Origin of the sequence: Achromobacter denitrificans NBRC 15125 (assembly GCF_001571365.1) — a bacterium.
In the GTDB taxonomy this organism is placed as follows: domain Bacteria; phylum Pseudomonadota; class Gammaproteobacteria; order Burkholderiales; family Burkholderiaceae_B; genus Achromobacter; species Achromobacter denitrificans.
Window position 1 is genome coordinate 58,189 of sequence record NZ_BCTQ01000005.1, and the last position, 25,554, is coordinate 83,742.

A 25,554-nucleotide genomic window follows, 5' to 3' on the forward strand; every position below is an offset into this window, starting at 1 on the left:
CAGGGTTTTTTTGACCCCGATCCGCCCGCGTTCCCCTCTTACAATCGCGCAGCATTTCCCCATTCTTTCTAAGGAACCGACCGCATGGCCACGGGCAAGCCGGATGCGTGGAGCCTCTTCCTCACCGCGCACGCGCTGGTAGTGGAGGAAATCGAGAAACGGCTGTCGGCCGCCAGCCTGCCGCCGCTGGCGTGGTACGACGCGCTCTGGGCGCTGGAACGCGCGCCGGAAGGCGCCGCGCGCATGTTCGAGATCGCCGAGCGCATGGTGATCGCGCGCTACAACCTCACGCGCCTGATGGACCGCCTCGAAGCCGAAGGCCTGGTCGAGCGCTATCGCAGCGACGAAGACCGGCGCGCCACCTACGCCCGGCTCACGCCCAAGGGCCGCGCGCTGCGGCGCGAGATGTGGAAGGTCTACGGCCCCGCCGTCGACGAACTGTTCCTGTCGCAGCTGCCCGCCGCACAACAGGTCGCCATGGCGGACAGCTTCCGCCTCATCGCCCGCCACGTGCGCGGGCTGAACAAGGACGCCGCCCCATGACGCCCCCGCCCCTGCACGTCGGCATCGTGGCCTGCTCGGCCGAAGGCGCCGCGCTCTGCTACCGCACCCTGTGCGCCGAGGGCGCGCGGCGCCTGGGCCCGCATGCCCATCCCGAGATTTCGCTGCACACGCACTCGCTGGCCGACTACGTGGACTGCCTGGACCGCGACGACATGGAAGGCGTCGGCGCGCTGATGCTGTCCTCGGCAAACAAGCTGGCCCGCGCCGGCGCGGATTTCCTGATCTGCCCGGACAACACCATCCACCAGGCGCTCGGCCACGTGCTGCCGCGCTCGCCGCTGCCCTGGCTGCACATCGCCGGGGAAGTCGCCGCCGAAGCGCAGGCGCGCGGCTACCGCCGCATCGGCATCCTGGGCACCCGCTGGCTGGTGGACAGCGCGGTCTACCCCGACGAGCTGGACGCGCGCGGGCTGCACTGGCTGCGGCCGTCGCCCGACGACCGGGCGCTGCTGGGCCGGATCATCATGGGCGAACTGGTGTACGGCGTGTTCAAGCCCGACTCGGTGGCGCGGCTGCAAGGCATCATCGAGCGCCTGCGCGAGGCCGGCTGCGACGCCGTGGTGCTGGGCTGCACCGAATTGCCGCTGGTGCTGGACGACGGCAATTCCGCCCTGCCCACCCTGGACTCCACCCGCATCCTGGCGCGCGCGGCGCTGGACCGCGCCCTCAGAGCTGGTCCAGCCCGTATTGCCGCAGGCGGTCCAGGTCGAGCACCTTGATCTGGTTGTAGGCCAGCGCCAGGATGCCCAGGTCCGCCAGGGCCTGCAGCGCCTGGTTGACCCGCTGGCGCGACAGGCCCGTCAGGTAGCCCAGTTCTTCCTGCGAAATCGCCAGCGTCAGGTCGGTGGACGGGTACAGCCGCGGATTGAACAGCTGCGCCAGCGATTGCGCCACCCGCGCATCCGCGTCCAGCAGGCGGTGGTTCTGGATGGACGCGATGAACTCGCCCATGCGGTCGTTGAGCTGGCCGATCACGAAATGCGAAAACGGCAGGCTGGCCGACAGCAGCGCATGGAAGGTGGCGGCCGGCACCAGCATCACCAGCGAAGGCTGGATGGCCACCACGTCGTACTTCCGCAGTTCGCGCTTGATGACGCTGCCTTCGCCGAACCAGCCGCCCGGCGGCACCCCCGAGAACGTGCAGCTTCGGCCCGATTCGTTGTAGATGGCCAGCTTGAGCAGGCCCGTGTGGACCCCCAGCCAGTAGTCCGACGGCGCGTTGCGCCGCGCGATCCATGCGCCGTTTTCCACGCGCTCGGCGCGCGAGGAGGCCAGCACCAGGTCCTGGTGCGAAGCTTCCAGCGCCCCGAACCAGGCGCGGGCGCGGAACAGGTCCGCCAGCTCGTCGGCGGAAACGATGTTTGAAACGTCGGACATGGGAATAACCGTGTAAAACAGGGGATGCGCGCGGCCGCCGGCAGTCTGTCATGCAGGCGACAGACTGCATTTTCGGGCCGGAGATACGCTAGGGCAAGCGCCGGGGCCGGCTACGCAAAAAAGCCGTTCCCGCACAAAGAAACGAGGGACGCGCACGCGCCCCGCAGGAGACAACAATGAGCGGCATGTTCGACCAAGGCCTCGCGCGCCGCGAGGCCAATTACACAGCCCTGACGCCCGTGGATTTCATCGCCCGCGCCGCCGAAGTCTACGGCCAGCGGCTGGCCGTGGTCCACGGCAAGGTGCGGCGCAATTGGGCGCAGACCTACGAACGCGCGCAGCGGCTGGCCGGCGCGCTGGCGCAGGCCGGCATCCGGCGCGGCGACACGGTCGCGGTGATGCTGCCCAACATTCCCGCCATGGTCGAAGCCCACTTCGGCGTGCCGATGCTGGGCGCGGTGCTCAATACGCTGAACACGCGGCTGGACACGCCCAGCGTGCTGTTCATGCTGGGCCACGGCGAGGCGCAAGCGCTCATCGTGGACACGGAATACGCCGAAGTCGCCCAGCGCGCCCGCGCCGAATTCCCCCACCTGAAAGTCATTTCGGTGCATGACCTGGACACGGCGCCCGCCACGCTGCCCGGCGCCGTCGACTACGAGGATTTCCTCGCCGCCGCCCCCGCTCGCTACGACTGGCAGCCGCCCGCCGACGAATGGGACGCCATCGCGCTGAACTATACGTCCGGCACCACCGGCGACCCCAAGGGCGTGGTCTACCACTACCGCGGCGCCTATCTGAACGCGGTCAGCAACATTCTCGAATGGGACATGCCCAAGCATCCGGTCTATCTGTGGACCCTGCCGCTGTTCCACTGCAACGGCTGGTGCTTCGCCTGGACCATCGCGGCGCGCGCGGGCGTGAACGTGTGCCTGCGCAAGTTCGATCCCAAGACGGTCTTCGACCTGATCCGCGAAGAAGGCGTGACGCACTACTGCGGCGCGCCCATCGTGCAGAGCGCCCTGGCCAACGCTCCCGTGGAAATGCGGGAGGGCATCCGCCACACTGTGCGCACCATGGTCGCCGGCGCCGCGCCCGCGCCCGCCGTCATCGCCAAGATGCGCGACATCGGCTTCGAGCTCACCCACGTCTACGGCCTGACCGAAGTCTACGGACCCGCGGCCGTCTGCGCGCGCCAGGACGCCTGGGATGCGCTGGAAGACGAGGAGCGCGCCCTGCTCAACGCGCGCCAGGGCGTGCGCTACCACCTGCAGGCCGGCGTATCGGTGCGCGATCCCGACACCATGGAGCAGGTGCCGGCCGACGAGCAGACCGTGGGCGAAGTCATGTTCCGCGGCAACATCTGCATGAAGGGCTACCTGAAAAACGAGCGCGCCACCGAGGCGGCCTTCGCCGGCGGCTGGTTCCACACCGGCGACCTGGGCGTCATGACGGCCGACGGCTACGTGCGCATCAAGGACCGCAGCAAGGACATCATCATTTCCGGCGGCGAGAATATCTCCAGCATCGAAGTCGAAGACGCGCTCTACCGCCACCCCGCCGTGGCGGCGGTGGCCGTGGTGGCCATGCCGGATCCCAAGTGGGGCGAAACCCCCTGCGCCTTCGTCGAGCTGAAGCCGGGCTGCACCGCCACCGCCGAAGAGATCATCGCGCACTGCAAGCTGCTGCTGCCGGGCTTCAAGGTGCCCCGCGCGGTGCGCTTCGGCGAACTGCCCAAGACCTCCACCGGCAAGATCCAGAAATTCGAATTGCGCGCCGCCGTCGGCGCGACCACGGCGATCGACGTGGCCGACCCCGGCAAGAAAGCCTGATTCCCCGGCCCGCGCCCAACCCCATCCAGGAGCTCCGACGCAATGACGTACCAAGCCCCCGTGAAAGACATGCTGTTCGTGCTGAACCACCTGGCCGGCCTGCCCGAAGTGGCGGCCCTGCCCGGCTTCGAGGAAGCCACTCCCGACACCGCCCAGGCCGTGCTGGAGGAATCCGCCCGCTACGCCGGCGACGTGCTGGCGCCGCTGAACCACGCCGCCGATCGCGAGCCCAGCACCTGGCGCGACGGCTCGGTCGCGACCTCGCCCGGCTTCAAGCAGGCCTTCCGCCTGTATGCCGAGGCCGGCTGGCAGGGCCTCTCGCATCCTGTCGAATACGGCGGCCAGGGCCTGCCCGGCCTGATCGGCTCGCCCTGCTCCGAAATGCTGAACGCCGCCAACCTCTCGTTCGCCCTGTGTCCGCTGCTGACCAACGGCGCGATCGAGGCGCTCATGACCGCGGGCTCGCCCGAACTGCGCGAGCGCTACATCGGCCCCATGATCGAAGGCCGGTGGACGGGCACCATGAACCTGACCGAGCCCCAGGCCGGTTCCGACCTGGCCATGATCCGCTCGCGCGCGCAGCCCGTGGGCGACGGCACCTACCGGATTTCCGGCACCAAGATCTTCATCACCTACGGCGAGCACGACCTGGCCGAGAACATCGTCCACCTCGTGCTGGCGCGCCTGCCCGACGCCCCCGAAGGCGTGAAGGGCATTTCCCTCTTCCTGGTGCCCAAGTTCCTGGTCAACGAAGATGGCACGCTCGGCGCGCGCAACGACGTGCACTGCGTGTCCATCGAGCACAAGCTGGGCATCAAGGCCAGCCCCACCTGCACGCTGCAGTTCGGCGACGCCGGCGGCGCGCTGGGCTATCTGGTCGGCCAGGAAAACCGCGGCCTGGACGCGATGTTCATCATGATGAACGCCGCCCGCTACGCCGTGGGCGTGCAGGGCATCGCGGTTGCCGACCGCGCCTACCAGCATGCGCTGGCCTACGCCGCCGACCGCGTGCAGAGCCGCCCGGTGGACGGTTCCTCGCGCGACGCCGTGCCCATCATCCAGCATCCCGACGTGCGCCGCATGCTGGGCACCATGCGCGCCCTCGCCGAAGCCGGCCGCGCGCTGGCCTACGTCACCGCCGGCCACGCCGACCTGGCCCACGCCAGCCCCGACGCCGAGACGCGCAAGCGGCACCTGGCCGTGCAGGAATTCCTGGTGCCCATCGTCAAGGGCTGGTGCACCGAGATGTCGGTCGACGTCGCCAGCCTGGGCGTGCAGGTGCACGGCGGCATGGGCTTCATTGAAGAGACCGGCGCCGCGCAGTATTACCGCGACGCGCGCATCCTCACCATCTACGAAGGCACCACCGCCATCCAGGCCAACGACCTCGTCGGCCGCAAGACGCTGCGCGACGGCGGCGCCGTCGCTCGCGCCCTGCTGGCCGAGGTCGGCCGGACCGAACAGACGCTGGAAGCCAGCGGCGATCCCGCCGCCCTGCTCGTGCTCGCGCCCCTGCGCCGGGCGCGCGCGGCGCTGTCCGACGCGGTCGATTTCATCCTGGCCAATGCCGCCGGCCATCCCAATGCCGTGTTCGGCGCCGCCGTGCCCTACCTGCAGCTGGCGGGCACCACGCTGGCCGGCTGGCAGATGGCGCGGGCCTTGCTGAGCAGCCTGGCGCTGCGCCAGGAAGACCCGGCCTTCCACGATGCCAAGATCGCCACGGCGCAGTGCTACGCGCTGCACAAGCTGAGCCAGGCGCCTGGCCTGGCGGCCGTCGTGCTGGGCTCGAAGGACTATGAGGTACAGCCGTAGGATGGGTGGAGCGCGGCAGTTCCTGGGCAAGAACTCAAGTATCCAGCGCGCGCAACCCATGCGGCCGCAAGAGGGTGTTTTCCGGCCGCTGGAGCGCACTGTCTGCCCACGGCCGCATGGGTTGCGCGCGCTGGAGGGCGGTTTTCTTGCTCAAGAACTCTCGCGCTTCACCCATCCTACACGAACCGCGGGCTCGCGCCGCGCGGCAGCGTCGCCGCCCAGAACAGCAGCGCCGTCAGGCTGATACCCGCGCCCAGCACGCACACGCCCAGCCAGCCGGCCTGCGCATAGACCGCGGTCGCCGCGATCGAGCCCAGGCCGCTGCCCGCGGCGTAGAACATCATGTAGCCGCCCACGAGCCGGCTGTGGGCCTGCGCGCTGATACTGAAAATCATCGTCTGGTTGGTGACGTGCAGGGCCTGCATGGCCACGTCCAGCACCAGCACGCCCAGCGCCAATGCCCATAGGCTTTGCTCCAGCAGGGCGATCGGCGCCCACGCCAGGCACAGCAGGGCCAGCCCCGCCGCCGTCGTGCGTTCGCCGTGCCCGCCGTCGGCGAGCCGACCCGCGCGCGCGGCCATCAGCACGCCCACCACGCCCACCAGCCCGAACGCGCCCACCGCGGTGTGCGTCAGCGCGTGCGGCGGCGCGCTAAGGGGCAGCACCAGCGCGGTCCAGAACGCGCTGAACGCGGCGAACATCAGCAAGGCGATCATGCCGCGCACGCGCAAGACGCGCTCGGTCGCGAGCAGGCGATACAGCGAACCCAACAGCGCCCAGTAGCCCAGCTTCACCGTGGGCAGGTTGCGCCGCGGCAGGCGGCGGGCCAGCACGGCCGCGAGCGCGGCCGCCAGGACCGCCGACACCACGTAAACGGCGCGCCAGCCCCAGGCGTCGGCCACCACGCCGGCCAGCACGCGGGCCAGCAACAGGCCGATCACCACGCCGCCCTGCGCCGCCCCGACCACGCGGCCGCGCTCGCCGGGCGCGGCCAAGGCCGCCGACAGCGCCAGCAGGCCCTGCGTCATCGCCGTCCCCAGCAGGCCCAGGGCCACCATGCCGATCAACAGCCAGGGCGTGTTCGCCGCCAGCGCCACGGCGGCCAGCGCCAGCACCAGCAGCGCCAGTTGCCCGATCATCAGGCGGCGGCGGTCCAGCAGGTCGCCCAGCGGCACCACGAACAGCAGGGCCAGGGCGCAGCCCAGCTGCGTGGCCGTCACCACGATGCCCACCGCCCCTTCGGCCAGGCCGAACTCCCGGCCGATCGCATCCAGCAGCGGCTGCGCGTAATACACGTTGGCCACGCTCAGGGCGCAGGCCACCGCCAGCAGCAGGACCAACGAGCGGGGCATGGGGCCGGCCTCCGGGACCGGCGCGTCGGATGGGTCAGGCATGGCAATCTCCTTCTGGTTTCATTACAAAACCAGAATACTAGGTTTTACGGTTTTATAATGCAACCGAAAAATCCGCTTTGCGCCGTTGCCGCCCGTCATCGACCTCCCTCCACCGCAAGGACCCGACATGGTTAAACGCACAAGTCTTGAAGGCGCCGCCTGCCCGGTGGCCCGGTCGCTGGATGCGATCGGCGACTGGTGGTCGCTGCTGATCGTGCGCGATGCCTTCGACGGACTGCGGCGTTTCGGGGAATTCCAGAAAAGCCTGGGCGTGGCCAAGAACATCCTGAGCGACCGCCTGCGCACGCTGGCCGCCCACGGCATCCTGGCCGTGGCCCCCGCTTCCGACGGCAGCGCCTACCAGGAGTACGTGCTGACCGACAAGGGCCGCGCGCTCTTCCCCGTCATCGTCGGCCTGCGCCAATGGGGCGAAGACCACTACTACGGCCCCGCCGAACCCCATTCCACGCTGATCGACCGCAAGCGCGGCCAGCCGGTGCGCCGGCTGGAAGTCCGGGCGCAGGACGGCCGCCCGCTAGGGCCCGAGGACGCCGTGGTGCAGAAGACGGCGCCGACGAACTAGGCCGGGCCGCGCGCCGGCCCTTCCGGTTCCGCCGCCGGCCATTGCCCGGTCGCCAGCGAGGCCGGCGAATACGCATCGAAACGCCAGCGCAAGGCCAGCGCGCCGGGCCGGAACGCCACCCGGCTCGCATGCACCCGCCATAGCCTTTCGGCGCCCTCGAAGCCCGCGATCTCCGGACTGTCCAGGATCACTTCCGCGCGCCCCGACAGCTGCAGCACGTCGCCGCGCTCGAAGTCGATGAACAGCAGCCCCGCGCGCGGGTTCAGCAGCATATTGCCCAGCGTATTGAAGTAGCGGTTGCCGGAGAAATCGGGAATAGTCAGCACATTGCCGTCCACGCGGACGAAACCCGGCTTGCCGCCCCGGTGCGACACGTCGACGGCGCGCTCGCCCGCGTCCGCGTAGCTCGCCACGAACAGGGTATCGGCCCGCGCGATCAGCGCGCGCGCCGCGGCGTCCAGGCCGTCGCGCTCCCGCGGCGCGCCGGGGAAACGCAGGGCCGGCGAGCGAGAGAAATGGAATTCCCGCGTCTGGATGTATTTCGGGCAGTTGCCGAAGGACTGCGCCACGGTCACGTCGAAACGCTTGCCGTCCAAGGCCGACACCCGGCCATTGGCCCGGTTGCGCCGGCGCGTGTGCAGCTCGATGCCCAGCACGCCCACCGGCCGGTCCGGCCCCAGGCCGGCCAGCAACGGATCGTCGGCGTCGGGCAAGGCGGCCACGCGCAGGATGCGCGGATCGGGCGAGGACGCGAAACCGGGCAGCCCCTCCAGCACGCCGGCCCAGGGATCGCCCTGCCCGTCCACCGCGCCCGCCACCAGGAACGGCAACTGCGCGAAGAACTCGCGGTGCTGATCGGGCATGTAGTCCCGGATGACCTTGCGCCCGGCCTGCTCCATGCGTTCGGCCACGCCCGCGTGGCGTTGCAGCAGGGTTTCACCCGCGTGCCAGGGCGACGGCGTATCGATGAGGGGTGGAGATGCTTGCATGATTGCGCTCCTTGCGGCCGCGGCGGCCGCCTTCAGGCGGCCCGCAGGCCCACGGACGAGGCGGCCATGGGCACGAAGCGCGGCAGGCTTTCGATGCGGGCCAGCCAGGCTCGGACCACCGGATAGCCGTCCAGCGACACATTGCCCTCCGGCGCGTGCGCCACATAGGCGTAACAGGCGACGTCGGCAATGGTGGGCGCCGCGCCCGCCAGGAAATCGCGGCCGGCCAGTTCGCCGTCCATGACCGCCAGCAAGGCGTGCGCGCGGGCCACGGCGCTTTCCGCGTCCAGCGGCGCGCCGAACAGCGTCACCAGGCGCGCCGCGGCCGGCCCGCCCGCCAACGGCCCGGACGCGACCGACAGCCAGCGTTGCACCGCGGCCGCGCCGGCGGGATCGTCCGGCAGCCACGCCTGGCCGCCGTAGCGCCTGGCCAGATAGACGAGGATCGCGGTGGAATCGGCCACCACGGTGCCGCCGTCGTCGATGACCGGCACCTGGCCGAACGCGTTCAGCGCCAGGAAGGCGGGCTGCTTCTGCTCGCCGCTACGCAGGTTCACGTCCACCGTCCGGTGCGGCACGTCCAGCAGGGACAGCATCAGGGCCACCCGGTGGGCATGGCCGGACAGCGGAAAACTGTAGAACGTCAGGGTCGAAGGCGGGGCGGTGCGCATGGGGGTTCTTCCAAGTGGGAGACAAGCCCCATCTTGGACCGACGCCGGCCGCGGGGGAACGGCCAGCCTCGGCAAGACACTCTTGCGCCGCGTGAAAGAAAGCCGGCCCGGCGCCCGCGCGCGGCGAGATCCGGCGCGGGCGCTAGGCCGGCAACGTGGCCAGGTCGCGCCGCAGCGCCTCGACGCAGAAGTCGACGAAGCTGCGCACCTTGGCCGAACTCTTGCGGCCTTCCGGGTACACCACGTGCACGGGCAGCGGCGGCAGTTCGTAGTCGCGCAGCACCACTTCCAACGCCCCGCTGGCCAGGTGCCGCGCCACCTGGTAGGACACCACCTGGGTCAGGCCCCAGCCTTCGCAGGCCGCCAGCACCGCCGCCTGGAACGAGGTGACCGTGAGCTGCGAATCCACCCGCACGCGCCGGGGCTCGCCGTCCTGCAGGAAACGCCATTGCGGCCCGCGCCCTTCCAGCGCCGCCGTCACGGTGCAGAAGCGCTGCAACGCGTCGGGATCCTCGGGCCTGCCATGCTCACGCAGGAAAGCGGGCGCGGCGCAGACCACGCGGCGCACCTGCCCCACCGGCACCGCAGTCAGGGATGAGTCCGGCAAGGCGCCGATGCGCACGGCCACATCGATGCCTTCGTCCAGCAGGTTCACCACCCGGTCCACCAGCAGCGTGCGCACCGACACCTCGCGATGCGCGCGCAGGTAGCCCAGCACGGCCGGCATCACGTGCAACTCGCCGAAGAAGGCGGGCGCGGTGATGCTGAGGGCGCCGCGCGGCGCGGCCATCGCGCCGGCGGCCGCGTCGTCGGCCTGCTCCACGTCTTCCAGGATGCGGCGGCAGTCGGCAGCGTAACGCTGGCCCGCCTCGGTCAGGCGCAGGCTCCGGGTGGTGCGCACGAGCAGCAAGGCACCCAGCCGGCGCTCCAGCGCGGCCACGCTGCGCGTGACGGTGGGCGCCGACATCTCCAGGCGCCGGGCGGCGGCGGCGAAGCTTTGCGCCTCGGCCACGGCCAGGAAGACGGCCATTTCATGGAATCGGTTCATGGTTGGCGGCCTGCATTGCGACAAATTGGGGACGATATTAGAAGCGCCGCTCGGCGCCCGTCAATCCAGCCGCGGCCCCGGCGATCGGCTCAGGCAAGCGCGCGAGCCCGCGCCCCGATCGCCTCCAGCAATTCCAACGCCCTGGCCGCCGCATTCGCGCCGCCTTCCATGTCTCCACGGACGTACAAGGGACGCAGCTCCTCGATCTCTTCGAGTTGGGCAATCAGCGCCGGTTCGGCAAGCCTGTACTTGCGAAGCACGCTGACCATGCACATGGACGCATGCACCATGTCTTCGCCGCTCTCGCTGACGCCGATCCTGTGCAGCGCGTAATTGACCCAATGCGTGCCCGCCAGCATCGCCGCCTCGATCCGGATCTCCCAATCCAGATCCGTGAGCCGGGCGAGCGACCGCTCTATCCGTTCCGCCTTGGCGCGGTGATTTTCCGGGGTCATGCGCGTGCCTCCGGACGGACCAGGGACCGATAGACGGAAATCGCCTGCGATAGCGCGGTATCGCAGGCATCGACGATCGCCTGCGTCGGCGCGCGATCGCCGCGCAGACAGGGATCGCGATGCGCTTCCAGCGCATGCAGCGCGGCTTCGAGCCGCCGGACCGGCTCCGGCATGCGCCCGGGAATCGCCGGCCAACCGACATGGCTCACATCGCCCGGACCGCGCAGCTCCCGCCGCCAGCTTCCATCGGCCAGGGGCACGACGTGCACGCCGGGGATCGTGGCAAACGCCCGATCCTCGCTGGTCAGCCCCGTCGCGTGCAGCGAGGCGTTCCAGATATTGGTCCCCGCCGTCAGGCTGGTCCAGTACCAGAGCTCGAAATCCCCAAGGGGGTCCAGCCGGTCACGCAGCCGCAACAGGCGCCCGATCTTGTCCGCATGAGAAGCGATATTCATGGTTTTTCGGCCTCACTCCGGCTGGATGTTCCCGTCCACGACGACCTTCCTCCAGGTCGCCAGGTCGTCCTTCATCGTCTGCACGAAGGCCTGGCGGCTCACGGCCTCGGCCGGCGGCACATTCGCCTGGCGCAACGCGTCCCTGAACGCGGGCTGCACCTGCTCGTGGTTGATGGCGACATGCAGGCGCTCCACGATCTCCGGTGGCGTGCCTTTCGGCGCGAAAATGCCCTGCCAGCCCGCCGCGGTGAAGGGATAGCCCTGCTCGGACAAGACTTCGACCTCGGGCAGCCTGGGGCTGCGCACCGTGCCGGTCAAGGCGATGCCGCGCAATTTTCCCTGCGCGATGAAGCCCAGCGGAGACACGACATCGAGCCAACCGATGGGAAGCTCGCCCGACACGACGTTCGCCAGCAAGGCGGGCGTGGTCTTGTAGGGCACGTGATTGATGCGCAGGCCCGCCCGCTGCTTGATCCACTCCATGGTCAGGTGCCCGTTCGAGCCAATCCCCCAGCTTCCATAGGAGGGGTACTTGTCGGGATCGCCGCGCAGCAGTTCGACCAGTTCGGGAAGCGTCCTGGCCGGCACCGACGGATGCGCCACGAGCAGCACGCCGCCCACGGAAGACAGCGCCACGGGCTCCAGGTCCCGCAAGGCCTTGACCGGAATGGCGGGATTCAAGGCCTCGGCCATCACCATGGACGATGCGGTGCTGTGCAAGATCGTGTAGCCGTCCGGCGCGGCATTCTTGACCGCGGCCGAACCGATCAATCCGTTCGCGCCCGGACGGTTCTCGATGACGAAGGGCTGGCCCAGCGTTTCCTGGAGCCGGGCGTAGAGTTGCCGCGCCAGCGTATCCAGCACGCCGCCCGCGCCGCCGGGGACGATCACCTTGACCGGCCGCGCCGGCCAGTCCTTGGCGTCCTGGGCGCCGGCCAGGCGGGTGGCCAGCGTTGCCGCCGCGCCGAGTAAGAGTTGTCTGCGGGTCAATGATGCCATCATCCATTCATCCCATGATTGAGATTGCTGGCCGCCGCGCGATGCGCGGGCCGGGCCCGGGAGGTCGAACTGCCTGCGTCGGCGGCGTCAGGCCGGCTTGCGCAGGAAGCCCTGGTTGCCGCCGTTGCGGTTGGGCGCGAAGCCGTTGGCCTGCAGCGTCTCTTCCGCCGTTTCGTAGAAAACGCCGATCTTCATGATGTCCCGCGCCTGCTGCGCGGTCGCGATGGGACGGCCGAACTCGCCGGAGATGCGGACCAATTGCCGGATTTGCTCGACGGAACTCATCTTGCCCGTGCGTGTCTGGTTCCAGAGCACGTCTTCGATGCCGCAACGCACGTGCAGACCCAGGGCGATGCCGATCATGTTGATGGGCAGCACGTTGAGCACGGAGCTTTCCACCGTGACCACCGCGCCGTCGGGCACGGCGCGCAGCATGTTGGCCAGGTTGTAGATGTTGGCCTGATCCATGCCGCCGCTGATGGCCACCCAGTTCATCACCAAGGGGCCCTTGTAGATGCCACGGCGGATCATCCGCTCGATCGTCTCGAAGCTGTTGATGTTGTATACCTGGAACTCGCTCTGGATTCCGGCGGCCGTCAGGCGCCGGATGTGCTCCTCGGCCCAGCTGGGATTCGCGGGCACGATCATGTCCTTGTAGGTGGAATAGAGCTGCGGAAATCCGCGGGAAACGCCATTGAAGTCGTCGATGCCGGCATGTTCGGTCACGTTCATCTGCGTGGTGTTGACGGTCACCGTGACCTGATCGGGCTTCGGGTCGAGTTCCGCCAGCATATGCCGCGTGTCGTCGCTCAGCCATTTGGCCGCCTGCCCCTCTTCGGGCGCAAAGCTGATGGAACCGCCAACCTGGATGATCATTTCGGGCACGGCTTCGCGCACTCCCGCGATCAGTTCATTGAACATGGACAGGCGCTTGCTGCCCTTGCCGTCCGCTTCCCGCACGTGCAGATGCAGCACGGTGGCGCCGGCTTCGTAGCAATCCACCGCCTTCTGGATCTGCTCTTGCATCGTGATCGGAATATCTTCCGGAAAGTCCGAAGGAATCCAGCCCGGCGCGTAGGGCGCGGCCGTGATGATCAAGGGCTGCTGGTTCTCGGGATACAGGTGGCCGTCGAGAAAGTTCATGGCGAGGGTGCTCCGACTGAAAGTGGAAAAAGGAAGGCGTATGCCGAACTGCTTGGAAATCGGATGGACTGCGGCATCGGGCGCGCGCGGCGATACCGGCGCGCGAGCACGCGCCGTTGCAACGCACGGGGAGAGGTTTCGGGCGGGTCAGTTCGCCCGGATGTCGAATTTCTTGACGATCGCGGCGTTGCGCTGGAACAGCTGCCTGTTTTCCGCCAGCAGCGCAGCCGTGTCGGTGCTCACGTCAGGCTCCAGACCCACGTCGCTCAGCTTCTGCTGCACGGCGGGCACGCTGGCCGCCTTGGCGATGGTCGCCTGGAGCTTCGCCAGGACCTCGGGCGAAAGCTTGCTGGAACCGTAGAAGCACACCTGCCCCTGGAACTGGATTTCCGGATAGCCCAGTTCGCTCATCGTCGGCACGTCGGGGAGATACCTGGACCGGTTCTTCCCGGCGACGGCATACGGGCGCAGCCTGCCGCTCCTGATCAAAGGCAAGGAAGTCACTATGCCATCGAACATGATGTCGACCTGGCCGCCGATCACGTCCTGCAGCGCCGGCGGGGATCCGAGATACGCCACGTGCTGCATGTCCAGGCCAGTCTGGCTGCTGAAGATCAGCCCCGAATACTGCGACACCGTGCCCGTTCCGTAGCTGGCGAAGGAGGATTTGCCTTTGCGCGTCTTTAAATGCTCGACCAGGCTCTGGAAATCCTGGGCCGGATAATTCGCGGAGCTCACGAGCGCGTAGCTCGTCAAGGCCACCCTGGCGATGGTGACGATGTCCGTCAGCGGGTCATAAGGCACCTTCATCACTTGCGGCGCCTCGACCAGCATGTTGCTCGGCCCGAGCGCGATCGTATCGCCGTCGGGGTCGGCCTTCAGCATGGCGCTGAGCCCGATGGATCCGGTTGCTCCCGGCCGGTTTTCGATAATGACGGGCCGGCCGATATCCATGGACATCTGCTGTCCGATCACGCGGGCGGCGATATCCACCGTGCCGCCCGCCGGCCCCGGGACGATGACGCGCAAGGGTTTGTCGCCCAACGCCCAGGCGCCAAACGCCAACGACCATCCGATCAGCGCCAACGCGGGCCGTGCAAATCGCTGCAGTCTCATGCTTGTCTCCTTTCTTATGTCGGACAGACGCGCCGGCTGCCTCGTGTCCGGTTCAACGTTGCTGCGGACCGGGCGCTGCGCACTATCTGGCCTGTGGGAACAAGTATCGGACGCGCAGGGCGCAATCACTTGCTATTTTGGGACACAAATTTGCTATTTTGGGACAGGGCCTGATTGCTCCACTGGGTCGCGCTGCATCCGAACAGGCCGTGGAACCAGTGGCCGAAACTGCTGGGCCCGGCAAAGCCCAGCAACTCCGCCACCTCGCCCAGCGGCAGGTCGCTCTCGCGCAAATGGTGCCTGGCCAGGTCCGAACGCACCTGGTCCAGCACGCGGCTGAAACTGAGCCCTTCCGCGTCGAGCCGGCGGTGCAGCGTGCGGCGGTCGATGTGCAGGAACCGCGCAACCTCAGGCGCGCTGCAGGCGCCGGTCGGCAACAGCGCCAATATGATCCGGCGGCAGGTCTCCTGGGCGCTTTCACCGCGATCCGTCAGCGCCGCTTCCAGGTATTTTCTTGCCAGGTCGGCCGCCACCTGGTCTCCGGGTTCGCGCGGCCTGGACAGATCGCTCGCCAGGCACACCAGGCCATTGAACTCCTGATTGAATTTGACGCTGCGCCTGAAGAAGGCCCGATGCGCGGAGACGTCCGCGGGCGGACGATGCGTGAAACAGACGTCCAGCGGCTGCCAGCGCGGCCCGATCAATTCACTCAGGATGCGGAACATGGTGCCCACGGCAAGCTCGACCGACTGGCGCATCGCCAGCCCGGGCGTGGGCAGCAGATCCTCCCGGATGACCACCACGTTGCCCGTGTCTTCGACGCGGATGATCAGCGAAGCGTTCACCAGCCGCAAATAGCGGCACAGGGTGTCGATGGCGGCCCTTGGCGTGGGTTCCTCCCTCAGCACCAGGCTGATGGGCCCGAGCGCGGAGAGCTTGCGCCGCGCCGCCATGCGCAACGCCAGGTCTTCCGTGCGCGTGGCGCGGGCGGTGATCTCCAGCAACTCGCGCACGGCGTCCCTGGAAATCGGCATCTCCGGATCATCCAGGAACTGCGCCTGCAACCCCACCGCTTTCATGAAGGCATAGGGATCCCGGCCGAGCGATTCGACCAGTTCGACATAGCCGCTCAGGCTGCCGCTGCGCATCAGCTGGGGAATCTGCCTCATGATTCGGCCTCGAATTCCCGGCACAGCCACGCCAGGAAGGCTTTCACCGGCGGATGGCGTTCGCGGCCCGGCGCGCACAGCGCCGTATACGCGGCGCCCTCCACCCGAACCTCGGGGCGGTAGGCCACCAACGTGCCCGCGCCGACGCTGTCCGACACCATCACGGAACTGGCCAGCACCATTCCCTGCCCCGCGATCGCGGCCTGCAGCGCATAGTGTTCCTCGGCGTAGGCATGCAGCGCCGCCGGCTCGCGCCAGGCCGGCAGCCCGGCGGCGTCGCACCAGTCCTGCCAGCCCTGCTCGTACAGCAGGGAATCGCGCCAGCGCACCGTCACCAGCGCGGGCGGGCGCCGGCCCTGCCGGGCCACCAGGGCGGGCGCGCCGTAAACGCCGAACCATTCCTGCAGCCCGCAGGCCGCGCGAAGATCGGGAAAGCGTTGGCGGCTGTAGCGCACGGCCACGTCCACGCTGGCGTCCTGCAGCAGGTCCACGGGCTCGGCGCTGGCGTTCAAGTTCAACTGGTACTGCGGGCAGGCCTCGTAGAAGCGGCCCAGCCGCGGCACCAGCCAAAGCGCCGCGAACGAATGCGTGGTGGAGACCGTCAGCGCGCCCGAGGCCGGCGCCGGCCGCAGGGCGTCCAGCGCCTGGGCCACGTCGAGCAGCGCGCCATGCACGCCGGCGAACAAGCGCGCGCCGGCGTCGGTCAGCCGAACGCCGCGCGGCACGCGCTCGAACAGCGCGACGCCCACATGCCGTTCGAGCGCCTTGACCTGATGCGAGACGGCCGTGGCCGTAACGGCAAGCTCGGCCGCGGCCAGCTTGAAGCTGCGCAGCCGGGCCGCCGCCTCGAAGGTGCGCAAGGAGGTAACGGGAAGCGTGGCGAACATGGCCCCTGCCATTCACATGAAATTAATTCATCTTAGTGCAGGAATGATCATTTGTCGTCCCTTGCGCCGGACTCCTATATTTTCCTTTCCGCATGGAACATCGAATCCGCACAAAAGGAATCTCGCATGAATTCACATCATCCCGACAAGCGCCTGCTGATCCTGGTGGGCAGCCCCCGGCGCGACGGCAACAGCGCGGCGCTGGGCGCGGCCGCGCTGCGCGGCGCGCAGGCCGCCGGCCTGTCCGCCGCGCTGCTTTTCCTGGACGACTACATCCAGGGCTTCCTGCCCGACCTGCGGCATGCGCCAGCGCCGGCCGACCGCTATGCGGAGCTGTTCCTGGAACACTTCCTGCCGGCCGACGGCGTGCTGATCTGCACGCCCATCTATTGGTATGGGATGTCGGCGCAGACCAAGGCCTTCTTCGACCGGTCCTTCAGCCACTATGCCGGCGCCAGCCCCGAGGCGGAACAGGCCAAGGCCCGCATGGCCGGCAAGCGCCTGGGCCTGGCGGTGGCGTCGGAAGAGACCTATCCCGGCGCGGCGCTGGGCATCGTGCACCAGGTCCAGGAATACGCGCGCTACACGCACTCGGATTTCGTCGGCTACGTGCACGGCGTAGGCAATCTGCGCGGAGAGGTCGCGGCCGATCCCCGCCGGCCGCTGGAGGCGGCGGAGCGGCTGGGCGCCGATTTCTTCACGCTCAAGTATTCCGACTACCGGCTCGAAACGCCCCGCGACCGCAACGTCTGGCCCTCGCCCGAACCGGCCTTGCGCAGCACCCCCGGCGTGCTGCCGTAGACCAGCTTGAACACGCGCGTCAGGTGGGCCTGGTCGGCGAAGCCCACCGCCTGCGCGGCCTCCGCCAGCGGCAGGCCTTCGCGCAGCAGCACGCGGGCGCGCGCCACCCGCCAATTGCGCAGCCAGGCCAGCGGCGGCAGGCCGTAGCGCCGGGCGAACTGCTTCACCAGCGTGGTGCGATGGCGGTCCTGCGCCTGCGCCAGCGCCTCCAGGTCGGGCGCGCAGGCCGGATCGGCCGCCATGCGTTCGCGCAGCAACTCGCACACGTCGGGCGCCCGGGTCCCGGCCGCGGGCTTCGGCCGGCCGTGCGAGGCCAGCAGGCCGAACAGCGCGGCCGAAATGCGCTCGCGGCGCAGGCCGTCCGCGATGGGATCCGGCGTCAGCGCATCCAGCCATCGGCCGCACAAGGCGGCATCCGCGATGACGGGCCCGGCCAGCGAGGCGCCGCCGCCGAACAGCGCTCGCTCGTGGTCGGCGAACCAGGCGGGATCGATGTAGGCCATGCGGTAGGCCAGCGGCGCGTCCGACGTGCCGCCCGTATGCACCTGCCCCGGCGCGATCAGCACCAACTCGCCCTCGCCCGCCGACTGCGCCCGCCCATGCACCGTGAAGGCGCAGCGGCCCGCCGCGATGGCGCCCACGGACCAGGCGTCGTGGAAATGCGGGGCATAGCGATAGGCCCGCAGGTCCGCGATCAGGACGTCGCCGGGCAGGCCCGCGCCGCAATGCCAGATGTGTTGGGAAACCGCCATGTATGCGCCTGCTGCTGGCGGCTACCCGAAATAGCGCCCGTCCGGCGTCAGGGAACGGGCCAGCAGCCACGCGTTGCGAGGATTCTCTCCCACCCGGCGGATGGCGTAGGGCCACCAGTCGCCGCCGAACGGCAGATAGACCCTGACGTTATAGCCCAAGGCGCGCAGCGCGAGCTGCCAGTCCGGGCGCACGCCGTAGAGCATTTCGAATTCGAAGGCGTCCGGATCCCAGCCGCGCTCGCGCGCCAGCGCCATGATGGCGCCGGCCAGGCGGTCGTCGTGCGTGCCGAAAACGGGATAGAAGCCCGACTCCCGCGCCTCCCGCGACAGCATGATGGACGCGGCGTCCAGATAGGCCTGGTCCACGCGCGCGCGCCCGGCGTGGTCGAGGGCGCGCTCCGGAAAAGCGCCCTTGACCAACCGCAGCGCGGTGCGCTGCCGGATGGCCCAGGCCAGGTCTTCCGGCGTGCGGCGCCGCCGCGCCTGCAAGGTAAGTCCGGCCGGTACCCCGGCGGCCAGCAGGTCCCGATGCAAGGCGCAGGTCCGGTCGAGGATGCCGGCGTCCTCCATGTCCAGCACCAGCCAGTCGCGGCCCGCGCCGGCGGCCCGGCGCGCCGCCATGCCGATGCGTCCGGCATTGTCCTGCCCCAGCGCGTCGCTGTGCATGTAGCCGATGGCGGTGGGATCGACCGACACGTGCGCGTCCAGCCCCGCGGCCGCAAGCGCCTCGCAGGCGCCGATCGCCTGGGCGACGTTGTGCTCGATGGCCTGGAGGTCGGCCACGTATTCGCCGAGATAGAACAGCGAGGCCCGGATGCCGTGGGCCTCGCGCAGCCTGGCCGCGGTCCGCACCGCCGCCTCCACGTCCGCCCCGCCGACGAAGCGGCCGGCCAGCGAACTGCGCGCCGCCAGGGCCCGCATCGCCCGTCCCGCCACGGGGTTGCGCGCCAGCGCGATCGCGGTTCTTTGGAACATGCTCATGGGCTCTCCCTTCAAAGCGCATCACTATGGCGGCGCGGCGCGGGCGCGTCTTGAACGCCAGTGAAGGAGCAAGCCGCTCAGGCGCGCGCGAGCGTCCGGCCGCGGCCGAACAGCGGGCGCTGTACCGTCTGCGCCAGCAGCACGCCCGCCAGCGTCACCGCGCCGCCCAGCAGGTGGTACATGCGCAATTGCTCGCGCAGCAGGACGAAGGCGGCCAGCGCGGTGAACAGGGGCAGCAGGTTGATGAAGATGCTGCAGCGGTTGGGGCCCAGGCGCTGCACGCCTTCGATCCACAGGAACGACAGGAGCACCGAAGAGAAAATGCCGGCGTACAGGATCAGCGGAACGGTGTTCATGTCCAGGGCGGCCTGCGCCGCGGGAACGCGCAGGTACAGCGGCAGCATGTAGAGCAGCGCGAAGATCGACTGCACGAAGGTGGACTGCCATGCCGGCACCGGCACCTTCCAATGGCGCAGCAGCACGCCGTACAGCGCGTACGACAAGGCCGCCAGCAGCATCAGGCCGTCGCCCGCGTGGATGCCCTGCTGGAACACGCTCAACATGTCGCCCTGGCCCACCAGGTACAGCAGCCCCAGGAACGAAAGCGCGCCGCCCGCGGCCATGCCCAGGGTCAGCGGATCACGCAGGATCACCACGCTGAGCAGCATGCTCAGCAAGGGGATCAGCGCGGTCAGGATGGCCATATTGGTGGCCGTCGTGGTTTCGGCCGCCCGATAGGACAGCGCCTGGAATACCGCCGACGACAGCGCGCCGTAGAGCGCCAGCTTGGGCCAGTGGCGCAGCAGGGTCTTGCGGTTGCGCCAGGCCGGGCGCGCCGTGAACAGGCCCATGATGCACAGCGCCAGCACCAGGCGGTAGAACGTGATGGCGGTGGGCGAGATGGCGCTGGCGGCCATCTTGGAAACGATGACGTTGCCCGCCCAGAACAGAATGGCGAACAACGGGAACAGATAGGACATGACGGTCTCGCTCGAAGGATGGGTATCGGCTCCCCGCAAGCCGCCCGAAGGCTGCTCGCGTAGGGAGGATCGCTATCCTATTGAGCCCGGATCAGTCCGTCTGCCGATGAAAAGACAGCCGCTATCGTGAAATGGACATCCGCCCTCACGGGCGGAAGGGCGCCGGATCCAGCGGCAAGGGCAGGTCCGCCATCTGGGCGGTCAGCAGCGCGGCGCTGCCGCAAGCCAGGGTGAAGCCCAGCGCGCCCTGCCCGATGTTGAGCCACAGATTGTCCGCGGCGTGGCTGCGGCCGATCAGGGGCTTGCCGGTGGGCGTGGCCGGACGCAGGCCCGCCCAGGGGATGGCCTGGCTCAGGTCCAGCCCGGGAAACGCCTCGCGCACCTGGCGCTTGAGCAGCGCGATGCGCGCCGGATCGATGTCGGCGTCGGCGCTGCCGATGTCGACCATGGCCGCGATCCGCAGCACGCCGCCCACGCGCGCGTAGACGATGCGCCGTTCGTAGTCCGTCACGCTGATGCGCGGCGCCACGGGGTCGTCGTCGGCCAGGGACACGCTCAGGCTGTAGCCCTTCAGGGGATACAGCGGCACGTCGTGGCCCAGCGGCTTGAGCAGCGCGCGCGTGCCGATGCCGGTGGCCAGCACGATGGCGTCGGCGCCGATGTCGCCGTCGCGGGTATTCACGGCCACGATGCGGCGGCCTTCGCGCTGCAGGCCCGACACCGGGTTGGACATCGCGCATTGCACGTTGTCCAGGGATTGCAGGCGCTCGAACAGCGCTTCGGTGAACTGGCGACAATCGCCCGCTTCTTCGCTGGGCGTGAAAATGGCGCCGGCCAGGCTGCCGCCCATGCCCGCCAGCGCGGGTTCCAGCGCCAGGGTCCGGGCCGCGTCCAGCACCTGCTGCTGCGCGCCATGCGCGGCCTGGTACTCGACCAGCTTGCGCGCCTTCTCCAGCAGGGCCGGGCTGCGGTAGGCGATGAGCTTGCCGTTCTTCAGATGGCCGAAATCCAGGTTTTCCTGTTCCAGCAGGGTGTGCATCACGTCGCGGCTGAGATAGGACAGGCCGGACAACTGGGCGGTGGAAGTCCGCGCCACGGACTCGCGGCACGCCAGCGCGAACTGCAGGCACCAGCGCCATTGATGGGGATCCAGCCGGGGCCGGAAGCGCAGCGGGGAATCCTCGCGCAACAGCCAGCCGGGCACGCTGGGCAGCACGCCCGGGCCGGCCAGGGGCGCCACGTAGCTATAGCTGAGCTGCCCGCCGTTGGCGTAGCTGGACACCTCCGCGGGACGCGCCTGGCTGTCCACCAGCACCACGTCGTGGCCCTGGCGCGCCAGGAAATACGCCGACGTGACACCCACGACGCCGGCACCGATCACGCAAACGCGCATACTTGAATCCAAGAAAACGGGGAAGTTCCCCTATTCTGGAACGCGCGCGGCGCGTCCGGCAAATGCCAAACGCCGCAGCAGCCATAACAAAACATCATGCCCCGCCTCAGGCGGCGCGGTGCAGGCGGATGATGGCGGCGGCGGTGGGGTCGCGCACCAGGTCGGCCAGCGTGTAGCCGTTGAGCGCGTCGTAGAAGGCCTGGAGGGTCTGCGCCAGCACGCCCGACAGGCGGCAGGAGCCGTCCAGCGCGCAGGGCGGCTCGCGGCAATCGATCAGCGGCCCCTGCTGCTCCAGCTCGCGGATCAGGTCGCCCAGCCGGTAGCCGGCGGCGGGCTGCGCCAGGCGCAGGCCGCCGCCCTTGCCGCGCGACGTGTCGATCCACCCGCGCTGCGCCATGAAGTGCGCCACCTTGACCAGGTGATTGCGCGACACGCCGAAGCGGTCGGCGATCTCCGGGATGGTGACGGCGGAGGGCCGGTCGCGGCATTGCGTCAGGTACATCAGGATGCGCAGGCCGAAGTCGGTGAATCGGGTCAGTTGCATGGCTAGGATCGGGAAAGGCCCCGGCGGCCCGGAGCGGCAGGCCGCCAGGATACACCGCTCAGGCGGGCGCGCCCCCGCTGCCGAAGGCCTCGGCATGGATGCGGTCCTCGGCCACGCCCAGGCTGGTCAGGGCCTGGCGCTGGGCGCGCATGAAGCCCGCCGGGCCGCACAGGTAGTAGTCGGCGCCGGGAACGATGGCCTCTTCGCGGATGGCGTGCAGGTCCACGCGGCCCGCGTGGTCGTAGTCGCGGCCTTGCTGGTCGCCGTGGCCGATCTCCTCATAGAACACCGCCTTGCGCACGTTGCCGCGTTCGGCGGCGATGCTGTTGACATGCTCTTTCATGGCATGCACCGAGCTGTTGCGGCAGCCGTGCACGAAGCGGATCTGGCGGTCGTCGTTCAGGCGCACCAGATGATTCAGGATGGACAGCATGGGCGTCAGGCCCACGCCGCCGCTCAGCAGCACGACGGGCGCGGAGCCCTCTTCGCGCAGATGGAAATCGCCCTGGGGCGGCGCCACGTCCAGCACGCCGCCCTCTTCCAGGCGGTCATGCAGGGCGTTGGAAACACGGCCCGCCGGCGCCTGCCCGCTGCCGGCCTCGCGCTTGACCGAAATGCGCAGGCGGTCCTGCCCCGGCGCATCCGACAGGCTGTACTGGCGCGGCTGCATCAGGCCCAGCTCGGGCACGTACAGGCGCACGGAGACGTACTGGCCGGGCTGGTAGGCCGGCACGGTGCCGCCGTCGGCGGGCGCCAGGTAGAACGAGGTGATTTCGGCGCTTTCGCGCTGCTTGCCCACCACCCGGAACGCGCGCCAGCCCGTCCAGCCACCTGGCTTGGCGGCCGATTCGCCGTACAGGCGCGCCTCTTCGGCGATCAGCAGGTCGGCCAGCTGGCCGTAGGCGGCGGCCCAGGCGTCCACCAGTTCATCGGTGGCGGCATCGCCCAGCACTTCGCGGATCGAGGCCAGCAGGTGCTTGCCCACGATGGGATAGTGCTCGGGGCGGATGCCCAGGCTGACGTGCTTGTGCACGATGCGCGTCACGACGGGCATGAGCACCGAAGGATCGTCGATGTGCTCGGCATAGCCCGCGACCGCGCCCGCCAGCGCCTGCTGCTGTTCGCCGCCCACCTGGTGGCTCTGGTTGAAAACGTGCTTGAGCTCGGGGTTGTGCTGGAACATGCGGGCATAGAAATGCCGGGTCAGCGCGACGCCATGCGTCTTGAGAACGGGGGCCGTGCCCTTGACCAGGGCGCGGATTTGGGGACTCAACATCTACTGCTCCTTGTGATGCGATCGTGCTCGCCATTAAACATATATTTATAATACATCTTTTAAAAGCCCGATGAAAAGCCCGCGCGCGATCCGGCCGCGGCCGCCGCGGCGGGCGCCAGCCGCTCGCCGGGTGACTGCGGCCAGCCGGCACCCCGGGGCGAATCGGGAGCCGCCGGTTTACACTTGTCGATTGCCGCAACACCACTCAAAAGGTTCACCCATGAGCACTGCTACGCTCAAGACCCGCCTCTCCGATTCCGTCAAGGAAGCGATGCGCGCCAAGGCCGCCGAACGCCTGGCCACGCTGCGTTTCCTGCTGGCCGCCGTCAAGCAGAAGGAAGTGGACGAGCGCCGCGACCTGACCGACGCCGAGATCACCGCCATCATCGAAAAGCAGGTCAAGCAGCGCCGCGAGTCCATCGCCGCGTTCGAACAGGCCGGCCGCACCGAAACCGCCGAGCAGGAAAAGGCCGAAGTGGTGGTGCTGCAGGAATTCCTGCCCCAGGCCGCCACGCCGGAAGAGGTGTCGGCCGCCATCGACGCCGCGCTGGCCGAAGTGGCCGCGCAAGGCGTGACCGGCGCGCCCGCCATGGGCAAGGTCATGGGCCTGCTCAAGCAGTCGCTGGCCGGCCGCGCCGACATGACGGCGCTGTCGCAGCAAGTGAAGGCCCGCCTGGCCTGATCGATCGCCGGGCCGGCCCGCCGCGCGCGGGCCGGTCAGGTTCCGGGCCGCGGGCCCGGGCAGCGCGTCAGAAGGCGCCGCCGAACAGGTCCGGCTGGCGCGACAACTCCACCGGATCGGCGAAATTGCTCATCCCCACCCCCGCCAGCCGGTAAAGCGTCTCCGGCGGCAGTTCCACGCGCTCGCACAGCAGTTGCGCCACGGCGGCCAGCTCCGCCGCCGAGCCGGGCGGGTTCGGGCTGGTCTGGCTGCGCGTCAGGATGCGGAAGCGGTCGGTCTTGAGCTTGAGCACCACGGTGCGGCCCAGCGCGCCCTTCTTCAACGACTGGTCCCACACTTTCTGCGCCATGCGCTCGATGGCTTCGCCCAGCGCCTCCAGGCGGACATCCTGCGAAAACGTGGTCTCGGCGGAGACCTGCTGCAAGGGCGCGTCGGTCTGCACCTCGCGCTCGTCGATGCCGCGCGCCAGCTCGTACAGGCGGCGGCCGTAGCGCCCGAAATAATGCTCCAGTTCCTGCGCGCTGTGCGTGGCCAGGTCGCCCACCGTATGGATGCCCAATTGCTCCAGGCGCGCCTGCGTGACCTTGCCCACTCCGGGCACCTTGCGCACGGGCAAGGGCTGCAGGAAGGCCAGCACCTTGCCGGGCCGCACCACGAAGAGGCCGTCGGGCTTGTTCCAGTCCGACGCGATCTTGGCCAGGAACTTGTTGGGCGCCACCCCGGCGGAAGCGGTCAGGCCGGTTTCCTCGCGGATCTGGTGACGGATGACCTGGGCCACCTCGGTGGCCGACGGCAATCCGCATTTGTTGACGGTGACGTCCAGGTAGGCCTCGTCCAGCGAGAGCGGTTCGATCAGGTCGGTGTGGCGGGCGAATATCTGCCGGACCTGGCGCGACACCTCGCGGTAGCGATTGAAGTCCGGCGGCACGTAGACCGCGTGCGGACAGAGCCGTTCGGCCCGCGCCGCGGACATGGCGGAATGGATGCCGAAGCGCCGCGCCTCGTACGAGGCGGCGCAGACGACCGAGCGCGGGCCGGTCCAGGCCACCACCACCGGCTTGCCCCGCAGTTCCGGATTGTCGCGCTGCTCCACGGACGCGTAAAACGCGTCCATGTCCACATGCACGATCTTGCGCGGCTCAGACACCCTGAAATCCCGAGGCAAAAGCATATATTATGACCGGCGACAACCCGCTATCCCTTCCCGTCCCTCACGGTTCCATGACTGCATCCGCAACTGCCCAGACCGATTACTTCGGCCTCACCATTCCCTTCATGCATTTCCTCGGCCTGGTGCCCGAACACATCGAGCAAGGCTATGCCCGCACCACCCTGCCCTGGCGGGAGGACCTCACCAACAGCCGCGGCGACGTGCACGGCGGCACGCTGATGAGCGTGCTGGACTTCACGCTCAGCGCGGCCGCGCGCGGCTCGGCCGACGGCCTGGAAGGCATGGCCACCATCGATATGAATACGTCGTTCCTGTCGCCCGGCACGGGCGACCTGACCATCGAGGGGCGCTGCCTGCGCCGCGGCGCCTCCATCGCCTTCTGCGAGGGCGACGTGCGGCGCGCCGACGGCGAACTGGTCGCACGCGCCACCGCCACGTTCAAGATCATCCGCCGCCGCCCGGGCGGCGATTGACGCGCCC

27 protein-coding genes are annotated in these 25,554 nt (G+C 69.1%); 8 read left to right on the forward strand and 19 right to left on the reverse strand.

Annotated features, from left to right (window positions below):
• Positions 1–84: 84 nt before the first annotated feature.
• Both ADE01S_RS06035 and ADE01S_RS06040 read left to right on the forward strand, forming a co-directional pair.
• On the forward strand, positions 85–543 hold the full coding sequence (locus tag ADE01S_RS06035; RefSeq protein ID WP_062680568.1) for a MarR family winged helix-turn-helix transcriptional regulator: 459 nt from the start codon (positions 85–87) through the stop codon (positions 541–543).
• Positions 540–1,283, forward strand: coding sequence for an aspartate/glutamate racemase family protein (locus ADE01S_RS06040; RefSeq protein WP_062680569.1), 744 nt, complete (start codon positions 540–542; stop codon positions 1,281–1,283). Before ADE01S_RS06035 ends, ADE01S_RS06040 begins: the two co-directional genes overlap by 4 nt.
• Here the strand turns inward: ADE01S_RS06040 and ADE01S_RS06045 are convergent.
• Positions 1,231–1,941: a Crp/Fnr family transcriptional regulator gene (locus ADE01S_RS06045; protein ID WP_062680570.1), complete on the reverse strand. Its 711-nt coding sequence runs from the start codon at positions 1,939–1,941 to the stop codon at positions 1,231–1,233. The genes ADE01S_RS06040 and ADE01S_RS06045 overlap by 53 nt on opposite strands.
• A gap of 176 nt (positions 1,942–2,117) precedes the next feature.
• Here ADE01S_RS06045 and ADE01S_RS06050 point away from each other — a divergent pair, with 176 nt between their 5' ends.
• Positions 2,118–3,773 (forward strand): acyl-CoA synthetase, encoded by a 1,656-nt coding sequence (locus ADE01S_RS06050; protein WP_062680571.1) that lies wholly within the window; start codon positions 2,118–2,120, stop codon positions 3,771–3,773.
• A gap of 42 nt (positions 3,774–3,815) precedes the next feature.
• Entirely contained in the window at positions 3,816–5,585 is a 1,770-nt protein-coding gene (locus ADE01S_RS06055; RefSeq protein ID WP_062680572.1) for an acyl-CoA dehydrogenase, read from the forward strand.
• A 176-nt stretch (positions 5,586–5,761) separates the two neighbouring features.
• Here the strand turns inward: ADE01S_RS06055 and ADE01S_RS06060 are convergent, their stop codons facing one another.
• A complete protein-coding gene (locus ADE01S_RS06060; protein WP_062680573.1) occupies positions 5,762–6,979 on the reverse strand; it encodes an MFS transporter in 1,218 nt (405 codons plus the stop codon).
• A 127-nt stretch (positions 6,980–7,106) separates the two neighbouring features.
• Here ADE01S_RS06060 and ADE01S_RS06065 point away from each other — a divergent pair, with 127 nt between their 5' ends.
• A complete protein-coding gene (locus ADE01S_RS06065) occupies positions 7,107–7,562 on the forward strand; it encodes a winged helix-turn-helix transcriptional regulator (RefSeq protein ID WP_062680574.1) in 456 nt (151 codons plus the stop codon).
• On the opposite strand, the gene ADE01S_RS06070 is transcribed toward ADE01S_RS06065, so the two are convergent.
• The 10 genes from ADE01S_RS06070 to ADE01S_RS06115 all read right to left on the reverse strand — a co-directional run bounded on the left by ADE01S_RS06070 (position 7,559) and on the right by ADE01S_RS06115 (position 16,494).
• Entirely contained in the window at positions 7,559–8,551 is a 993-nt protein-coding gene (locus tag ADE01S_RS06070) for a pyridoxamine 5'-phosphate oxidase family protein (protein ID WP_062680575.1), read from the reverse strand. The genes ADE01S_RS06065 and ADE01S_RS06070 overlap by 4 nt on opposite strands.
• A 32-nt stretch (positions 8,552–8,583) precedes the next feature.
• Positions 8,584–9,222, reverse strand: a complete 639-nt coding sequence (locus ADE01S_RS06075) for a glutathione S-transferase family protein (protein WP_062680576.1) — start codon at positions 9,220–9,222, stop codon at positions 8,584–8,586.
• A gap of 142 nt (positions 9,223–9,364) precedes the next feature.
• A complete protein-coding gene (locus ADE01S_RS06080) occupies positions 9,365–10,270 on the reverse strand; it encodes a LysR family transcriptional regulator (protein WP_062680577.1) in 906 nt (301 codons plus the stop codon).
• An 89-nt stretch (positions 10,271–10,359) separates the two neighbouring features.
• Entirely contained in the window at positions 10,360–10,725 is a 366-nt protein-coding gene (locus ADE01S_RS06085; protein WP_062680578.1) for a hypothetical protein, read from the reverse strand.
• A complete protein-coding gene (locus tag ADE01S_RS06090) occupies positions 10,722–11,180 on the reverse strand; it encodes a hypothetical protein (protein ID WP_062680579.1) in 459 nt (152 codons plus the stop codon). Before ADE01S_RS06090 ends, ADE01S_RS06085 begins: the two co-directional genes overlap by 4 nt.
• Before the next feature lie 12 nt (positions 11,181–11,192).
• Positions 11,193–12,182, reverse strand: a complete 990-nt coding sequence (locus ADE01S_RS06095; RefSeq protein WP_082775718.1) for a Bug family tripartite tricarboxylate transporter substrate binding protein — start codon at positions 12,180–12,182, stop codon at positions 11,193–11,195.
• Between the two features lie 84 nt (positions 12,183–12,266).
• Positions 12,267–13,322 (reverse strand): beta-keto acid cleavage family enzyme, encoded by a 1,056-nt coding sequence (locus ADE01S_RS06100; protein ID WP_062680581.1) that lies wholly within the window; start codon positions 13,320–13,322, stop codon positions 12,267–12,269.
• Positions 13,323–13,469: 147 nt separating this feature from the next.
• A complete protein-coding gene (locus ADE01S_RS06105) occupies positions 13,470–14,438 on the reverse strand; it encodes a Bug family tripartite tricarboxylate transporter substrate binding protein (RefSeq protein ID WP_062680582.1) in 969 nt (322 codons plus the stop codon).
• A gap of 125 nt (positions 14,439–14,563) precedes the next feature.
• On the reverse strand, positions 14,564–15,607 hold the full coding sequence (locus tag ADE01S_RS06110) for an AraC family transcriptional regulator (protein ID WP_062680583.1): 1,044 nt from the start codon (positions 15,605–15,607) through the stop codon (positions 14,564–14,566).
• Complete coding sequence (locus ADE01S_RS06115) at positions 15,604–16,494, reverse strand: LysR substrate-binding domain-containing protein (RefSeq protein WP_062680584.1); 891 nt, start codon at positions 16,492–16,494, stop codon at positions 15,604–15,606. The genes ADE01S_RS06110 and ADE01S_RS06115 overlap by 4 nt, the downstream gene beginning before the upstream one ends.
• Positions 16,495–16,620: 126 nt before the next feature.
• Between ADE01S_RS06115 and ADE01S_RS06120 the strand changes: the two genes are divergently transcribed.
• Positions 16,621–17,295, forward strand: coding sequence for a flavodoxin family protein (locus ADE01S_RS06120; protein ID WP_062680585.1), 675 nt, complete (start codon positions 16,621–16,623; stop codon positions 17,293–17,295).
• Here ADE01S_RS06120 and ADE01S_RS06125 read toward each other — a convergent pair.
• The 6 genes from ADE01S_RS06125 to hmpA form a co-directional block, all read right to left on the reverse strand.
• Positions 17,211–18,047: a helix-turn-helix transcriptional regulator gene (locus tag ADE01S_RS06125; protein WP_062680586.1), complete on the reverse strand. Its 837-nt coding sequence runs from the start codon at positions 18,045–18,047 to the stop codon at positions 17,211–17,213. The genes ADE01S_RS06120 and ADE01S_RS06125 overlap by 85 nt on opposite strands.
• A gap of 21 nt (positions 18,048–18,068) precedes the next feature.
• Positions 18,069–19,028: a proline dehydrogenase family protein gene (locus tag ADE01S_RS06130; protein ID WP_062680587.1), complete on the reverse strand. Its 960-nt coding sequence runs from the start codon at positions 19,026–19,028 to the stop codon at positions 18,069–18,071.
• A 77-nt stretch (positions 19,029–19,105) separates the two neighbouring features.
• The gene (locus tag ADE01S_RS06135; RefSeq protein ID WP_062680789.1) at positions 19,106–20,008 is read right to left on the reverse strand and encodes a DMT family transporter; all 903 of its coding nucleotides are present in this window, start codon (positions 20,006–20,008) and stop codon (positions 19,106–19,108) included.
• A gap of 145 nt (positions 20,009–20,153) precedes the next feature.
• On the reverse strand, positions 20,154–21,401 hold the full coding sequence (locus tag ADE01S_RS06140) for a D-amino acid dehydrogenase (protein ID WP_062680588.1): 1,248 nt from the start codon (positions 21,399–21,401) through the stop codon (positions 20,154–20,156).
• Between the two features lie 106 nt (positions 21,402–21,507).
• Positions 21,508–21,945 carry an Rrf2 family transcriptional regulator gene (locus ADE01S_RS06145; RefSeq protein ID WP_062680589.1) on the reverse strand — a complete coding sequence of 146 codons (438 nt, stop codon included), beginning with the start codon at positions 21,943–21,945 and terminating at the stop codon, positions 21,508–21,510.
• A 58-nt stretch (positions 21,946–22,003) separates the two neighbouring features.
• Positions 22,004–23,221, reverse strand: a complete 1,218-nt coding sequence (gene hmpA / locus ADE01S_RS06150; RefSeq protein ID WP_062680590.1) for an NO-inducible flavohemoprotein — start codon at positions 23,219–23,221, stop codon at positions 22,004–22,006.
• 220 nt (positions 23,222–23,441) lie between these two features.
• Between hmpA and ADE01S_RS06155 the strand changes: the two genes are divergently transcribed.
• Positions 23,442–23,903 carry a GatB/YqeY domain-containing protein gene (locus ADE01S_RS06155; RefSeq protein ID WP_062680591.1) on the forward strand — a complete coding sequence of 154 codons (462 nt, stop codon included), beginning with the start codon at positions 23,442–23,444 and terminating at the stop codon, positions 23,901–23,903.
• A 67-nt stretch (positions 23,904–23,970) separates the two neighbouring features.
• Here the strand turns inward: ADE01S_RS06155 and dinB are convergent, their stop codons facing one another.
• Positions 23,971–25,074: a DNA polymerase IV gene (gene dinB, locus ADE01S_RS06160; RefSeq protein ID WP_062680592.1), complete on the reverse strand. Its 1,104-nt coding sequence runs from the start codon at positions 25,072–25,074 to the stop codon at positions 23,971–23,973.
• Positions 25,075–25,124: 50 nt separating this feature from the next.
• Here dinB and ADE01S_RS06165 point away from each other — a divergent pair, with 50 nt between their 5' ends.
• Positions 25,125–25,547 carry a PaaI family thioesterase gene (locus tag ADE01S_RS06165; protein ID WP_062680593.1) on the forward strand — a complete coding sequence of 141 codons (423 nt, stop codon included), beginning with the start codon at positions 25,125–25,127 and terminating at the stop codon, positions 25,545–25,547.
• The last annotated feature ends 7 nt before the right edge of the window (positions 25,548–25,554 follow it).

Excerpts from the sequence above, each read along its gene's own strand:
- ADE01S_RS06035 (WP_062680568.1), top strand. The coding sequence starts at position 85 with ATGGCCACGGGCAAGCCGGATGCGTGGAGCCTCTTCCTCACCGCGCAC.
- ADE01S_RS06040 (WP_062680569.1), top strand. The coding sequence starts at position 540 with ATGACGCCCCCGCCCCTGCACGTCGGCATCGTGGCCTGCTCGGCCGAA.
- ADE01S_RS06045 (WP_062680570.1), bottom strand. The coding sequence starts at position 1,941 with ATGTCCGACGTTTCAAACATCGTTTCCGCCGACGAGCTGGCGGACCTG.
- ADE01S_RS06050 (WP_062680571.1), top strand. The coding sequence starts at position 2,118 with ATGAGCGGCATGTTCGACCAAGGCCTCGCGCGCCGCGAGGCCAATTAC.
- ADE01S_RS06055 (WP_062680572.1), top strand. The coding sequence starts at position 3,816 with ATGACGTACCAAGCCCCCGTGAAAGACATGCTGTTCGTGCTGAACCAC.
- ADE01S_RS06060 (WP_062680573.1), bottom strand. The coding sequence starts at position 6,979 with ATGCCTGACCCATCCGACGCGCCGGTCCCGGAGGCCGGCCCCATGCCC.
- ADE01S_RS06065 (WP_062680574.1), top strand. The coding sequence starts at position 7,107 with ATGGTTAAACGCACAAGTCTTGAAGGCGCCGCCTGCCCGGTGGCCCGG.
- ADE01S_RS06070 (WP_062680575.1), bottom strand. The coding sequence starts at position 8,551 with ATGCAAGCATCTCCACCCCTCATCGATACGCCGTCGCCCTGGCACGCG.
- ADE01S_RS06075 (WP_062680576.1), bottom strand. The coding sequence starts at position 9,222 with ATGCGCACCGCCCCGCCTTCGACCCTGACGTTCTACAGTTTTCCGCTG.
- ADE01S_RS06080 (WP_062680577.1), bottom strand. The coding sequence starts at position 10,270 with ATGAACCGATTCCATGAAATGGCCGTCTTCCTGGCCGTGGCCGAGGCG.
- ADE01S_RS06085 (WP_062680578.1), bottom strand. The coding sequence starts at position 10,725 with ATGACCCCGGAAAATCACCGCGCCAAGGCGGAACGGATAGAGCGGTCG.
- ADE01S_RS06090 (WP_062680579.1), bottom strand. The coding sequence starts at position 11,180 with ATGAATATCGCTTCTCATGCGGACAAGATCGGGCGCCTGTTGCGGCTG.
- ADE01S_RS06095 (WP_082775718.1), bottom strand. The coding sequence starts at position 12,182 with ATGATGGCATCATTGACCCGCAGACAACTCTTACTCGGCGCGGCGGCA.
- ADE01S_RS06100 (WP_062680581.1), bottom strand. The coding sequence starts at position 13,322 with ATGAACTTTCTCGACGGCCACCTGTATCCCGAGAACCAGCAGCCCTTG.
- ADE01S_RS06105 (WP_062680582.1), bottom strand. The coding sequence starts at position 14,438 with ATGAGACTGCAGCGATTTGCACGGCCCGCGTTGGCGCTGATCGGATGG.
- ADE01S_RS06110 (WP_062680583.1), bottom strand. The coding sequence starts at position 15,607 with ATGAGGCAGATTCCCCAGCTGATGCGCAGCGGCAGCCTGAGCGGCTAT.
- ADE01S_RS06115 (WP_062680584.1), bottom strand. The coding sequence starts at position 16,494 with ATGTTCGCCACGCTTCCCGTTACCTCCTTGCGCACCTTCGAGGCGGCG.
- ADE01S_RS06120 (WP_062680585.1), top strand. The coding sequence starts at position 16,621 with ATGAATTCACATCATCCCGACAAGCGCCTGCTGATCCTGGTGGGCAGC.
- ADE01S_RS06125 (WP_062680586.1), bottom strand. The coding sequence starts at position 18,047 with ATGGCGGTTTCCCAACACATCTGGCATTGCGGCGCGGGCCTGCCCGGC.
- ADE01S_RS06130 (WP_062680587.1), bottom strand. The coding sequence starts at position 19,028 with ATGAGCATGTTCCAAAGAACCGCGATCGCGCTGGCGCGCAACCCCGTG.
- ADE01S_RS06135 (WP_062680789.1), bottom strand. The coding sequence starts at position 20,008 with ATGTCCTATCTGTTCCCGTTGTTCGCCATTCTGTTCTGGGCGGGCAAC.
- ADE01S_RS06140 (WP_062680588.1), bottom strand. The coding sequence starts at position 21,401 with ATGCGCGTTTGCGTGATCGGTGCCGGCGTCGTGGGTGTCACGTCGGCG.
- ADE01S_RS06145 (WP_062680589.1), bottom strand. The coding sequence starts at position 21,945 with ATGCAACTGACCCGATTCACCGACTTCGGCCTGCGCATCCTGATGTAC.
- hmpA (WP_062680590.1), bottom strand. The coding sequence starts at position 23,221 with ATGTTGAGTCCCCAAATCCGCGCCCTGGTCAAGGGCACGGCCCCCGTT.
- ADE01S_RS06155 (WP_062680591.1), top strand. The coding sequence starts at position 23,442 with ATGAGCACTGCTACGCTCAAGACCCGCCTCTCCGATTCCGTCAAGGAA.
- dinB (WP_062680592.1), bottom strand. The coding sequence starts at position 25,074 with ATGCTTTTGCCTCGGGATTTCAGGGTGTCTGAGCCGCGCAAGATCGTG.
- ADE01S_RS06165 (WP_062680593.1), top strand. The coding sequence starts at position 25,125 with ATGACTGCATCCGCAACTGCCCAGACCGATTACTTCGGCCTCACCATT.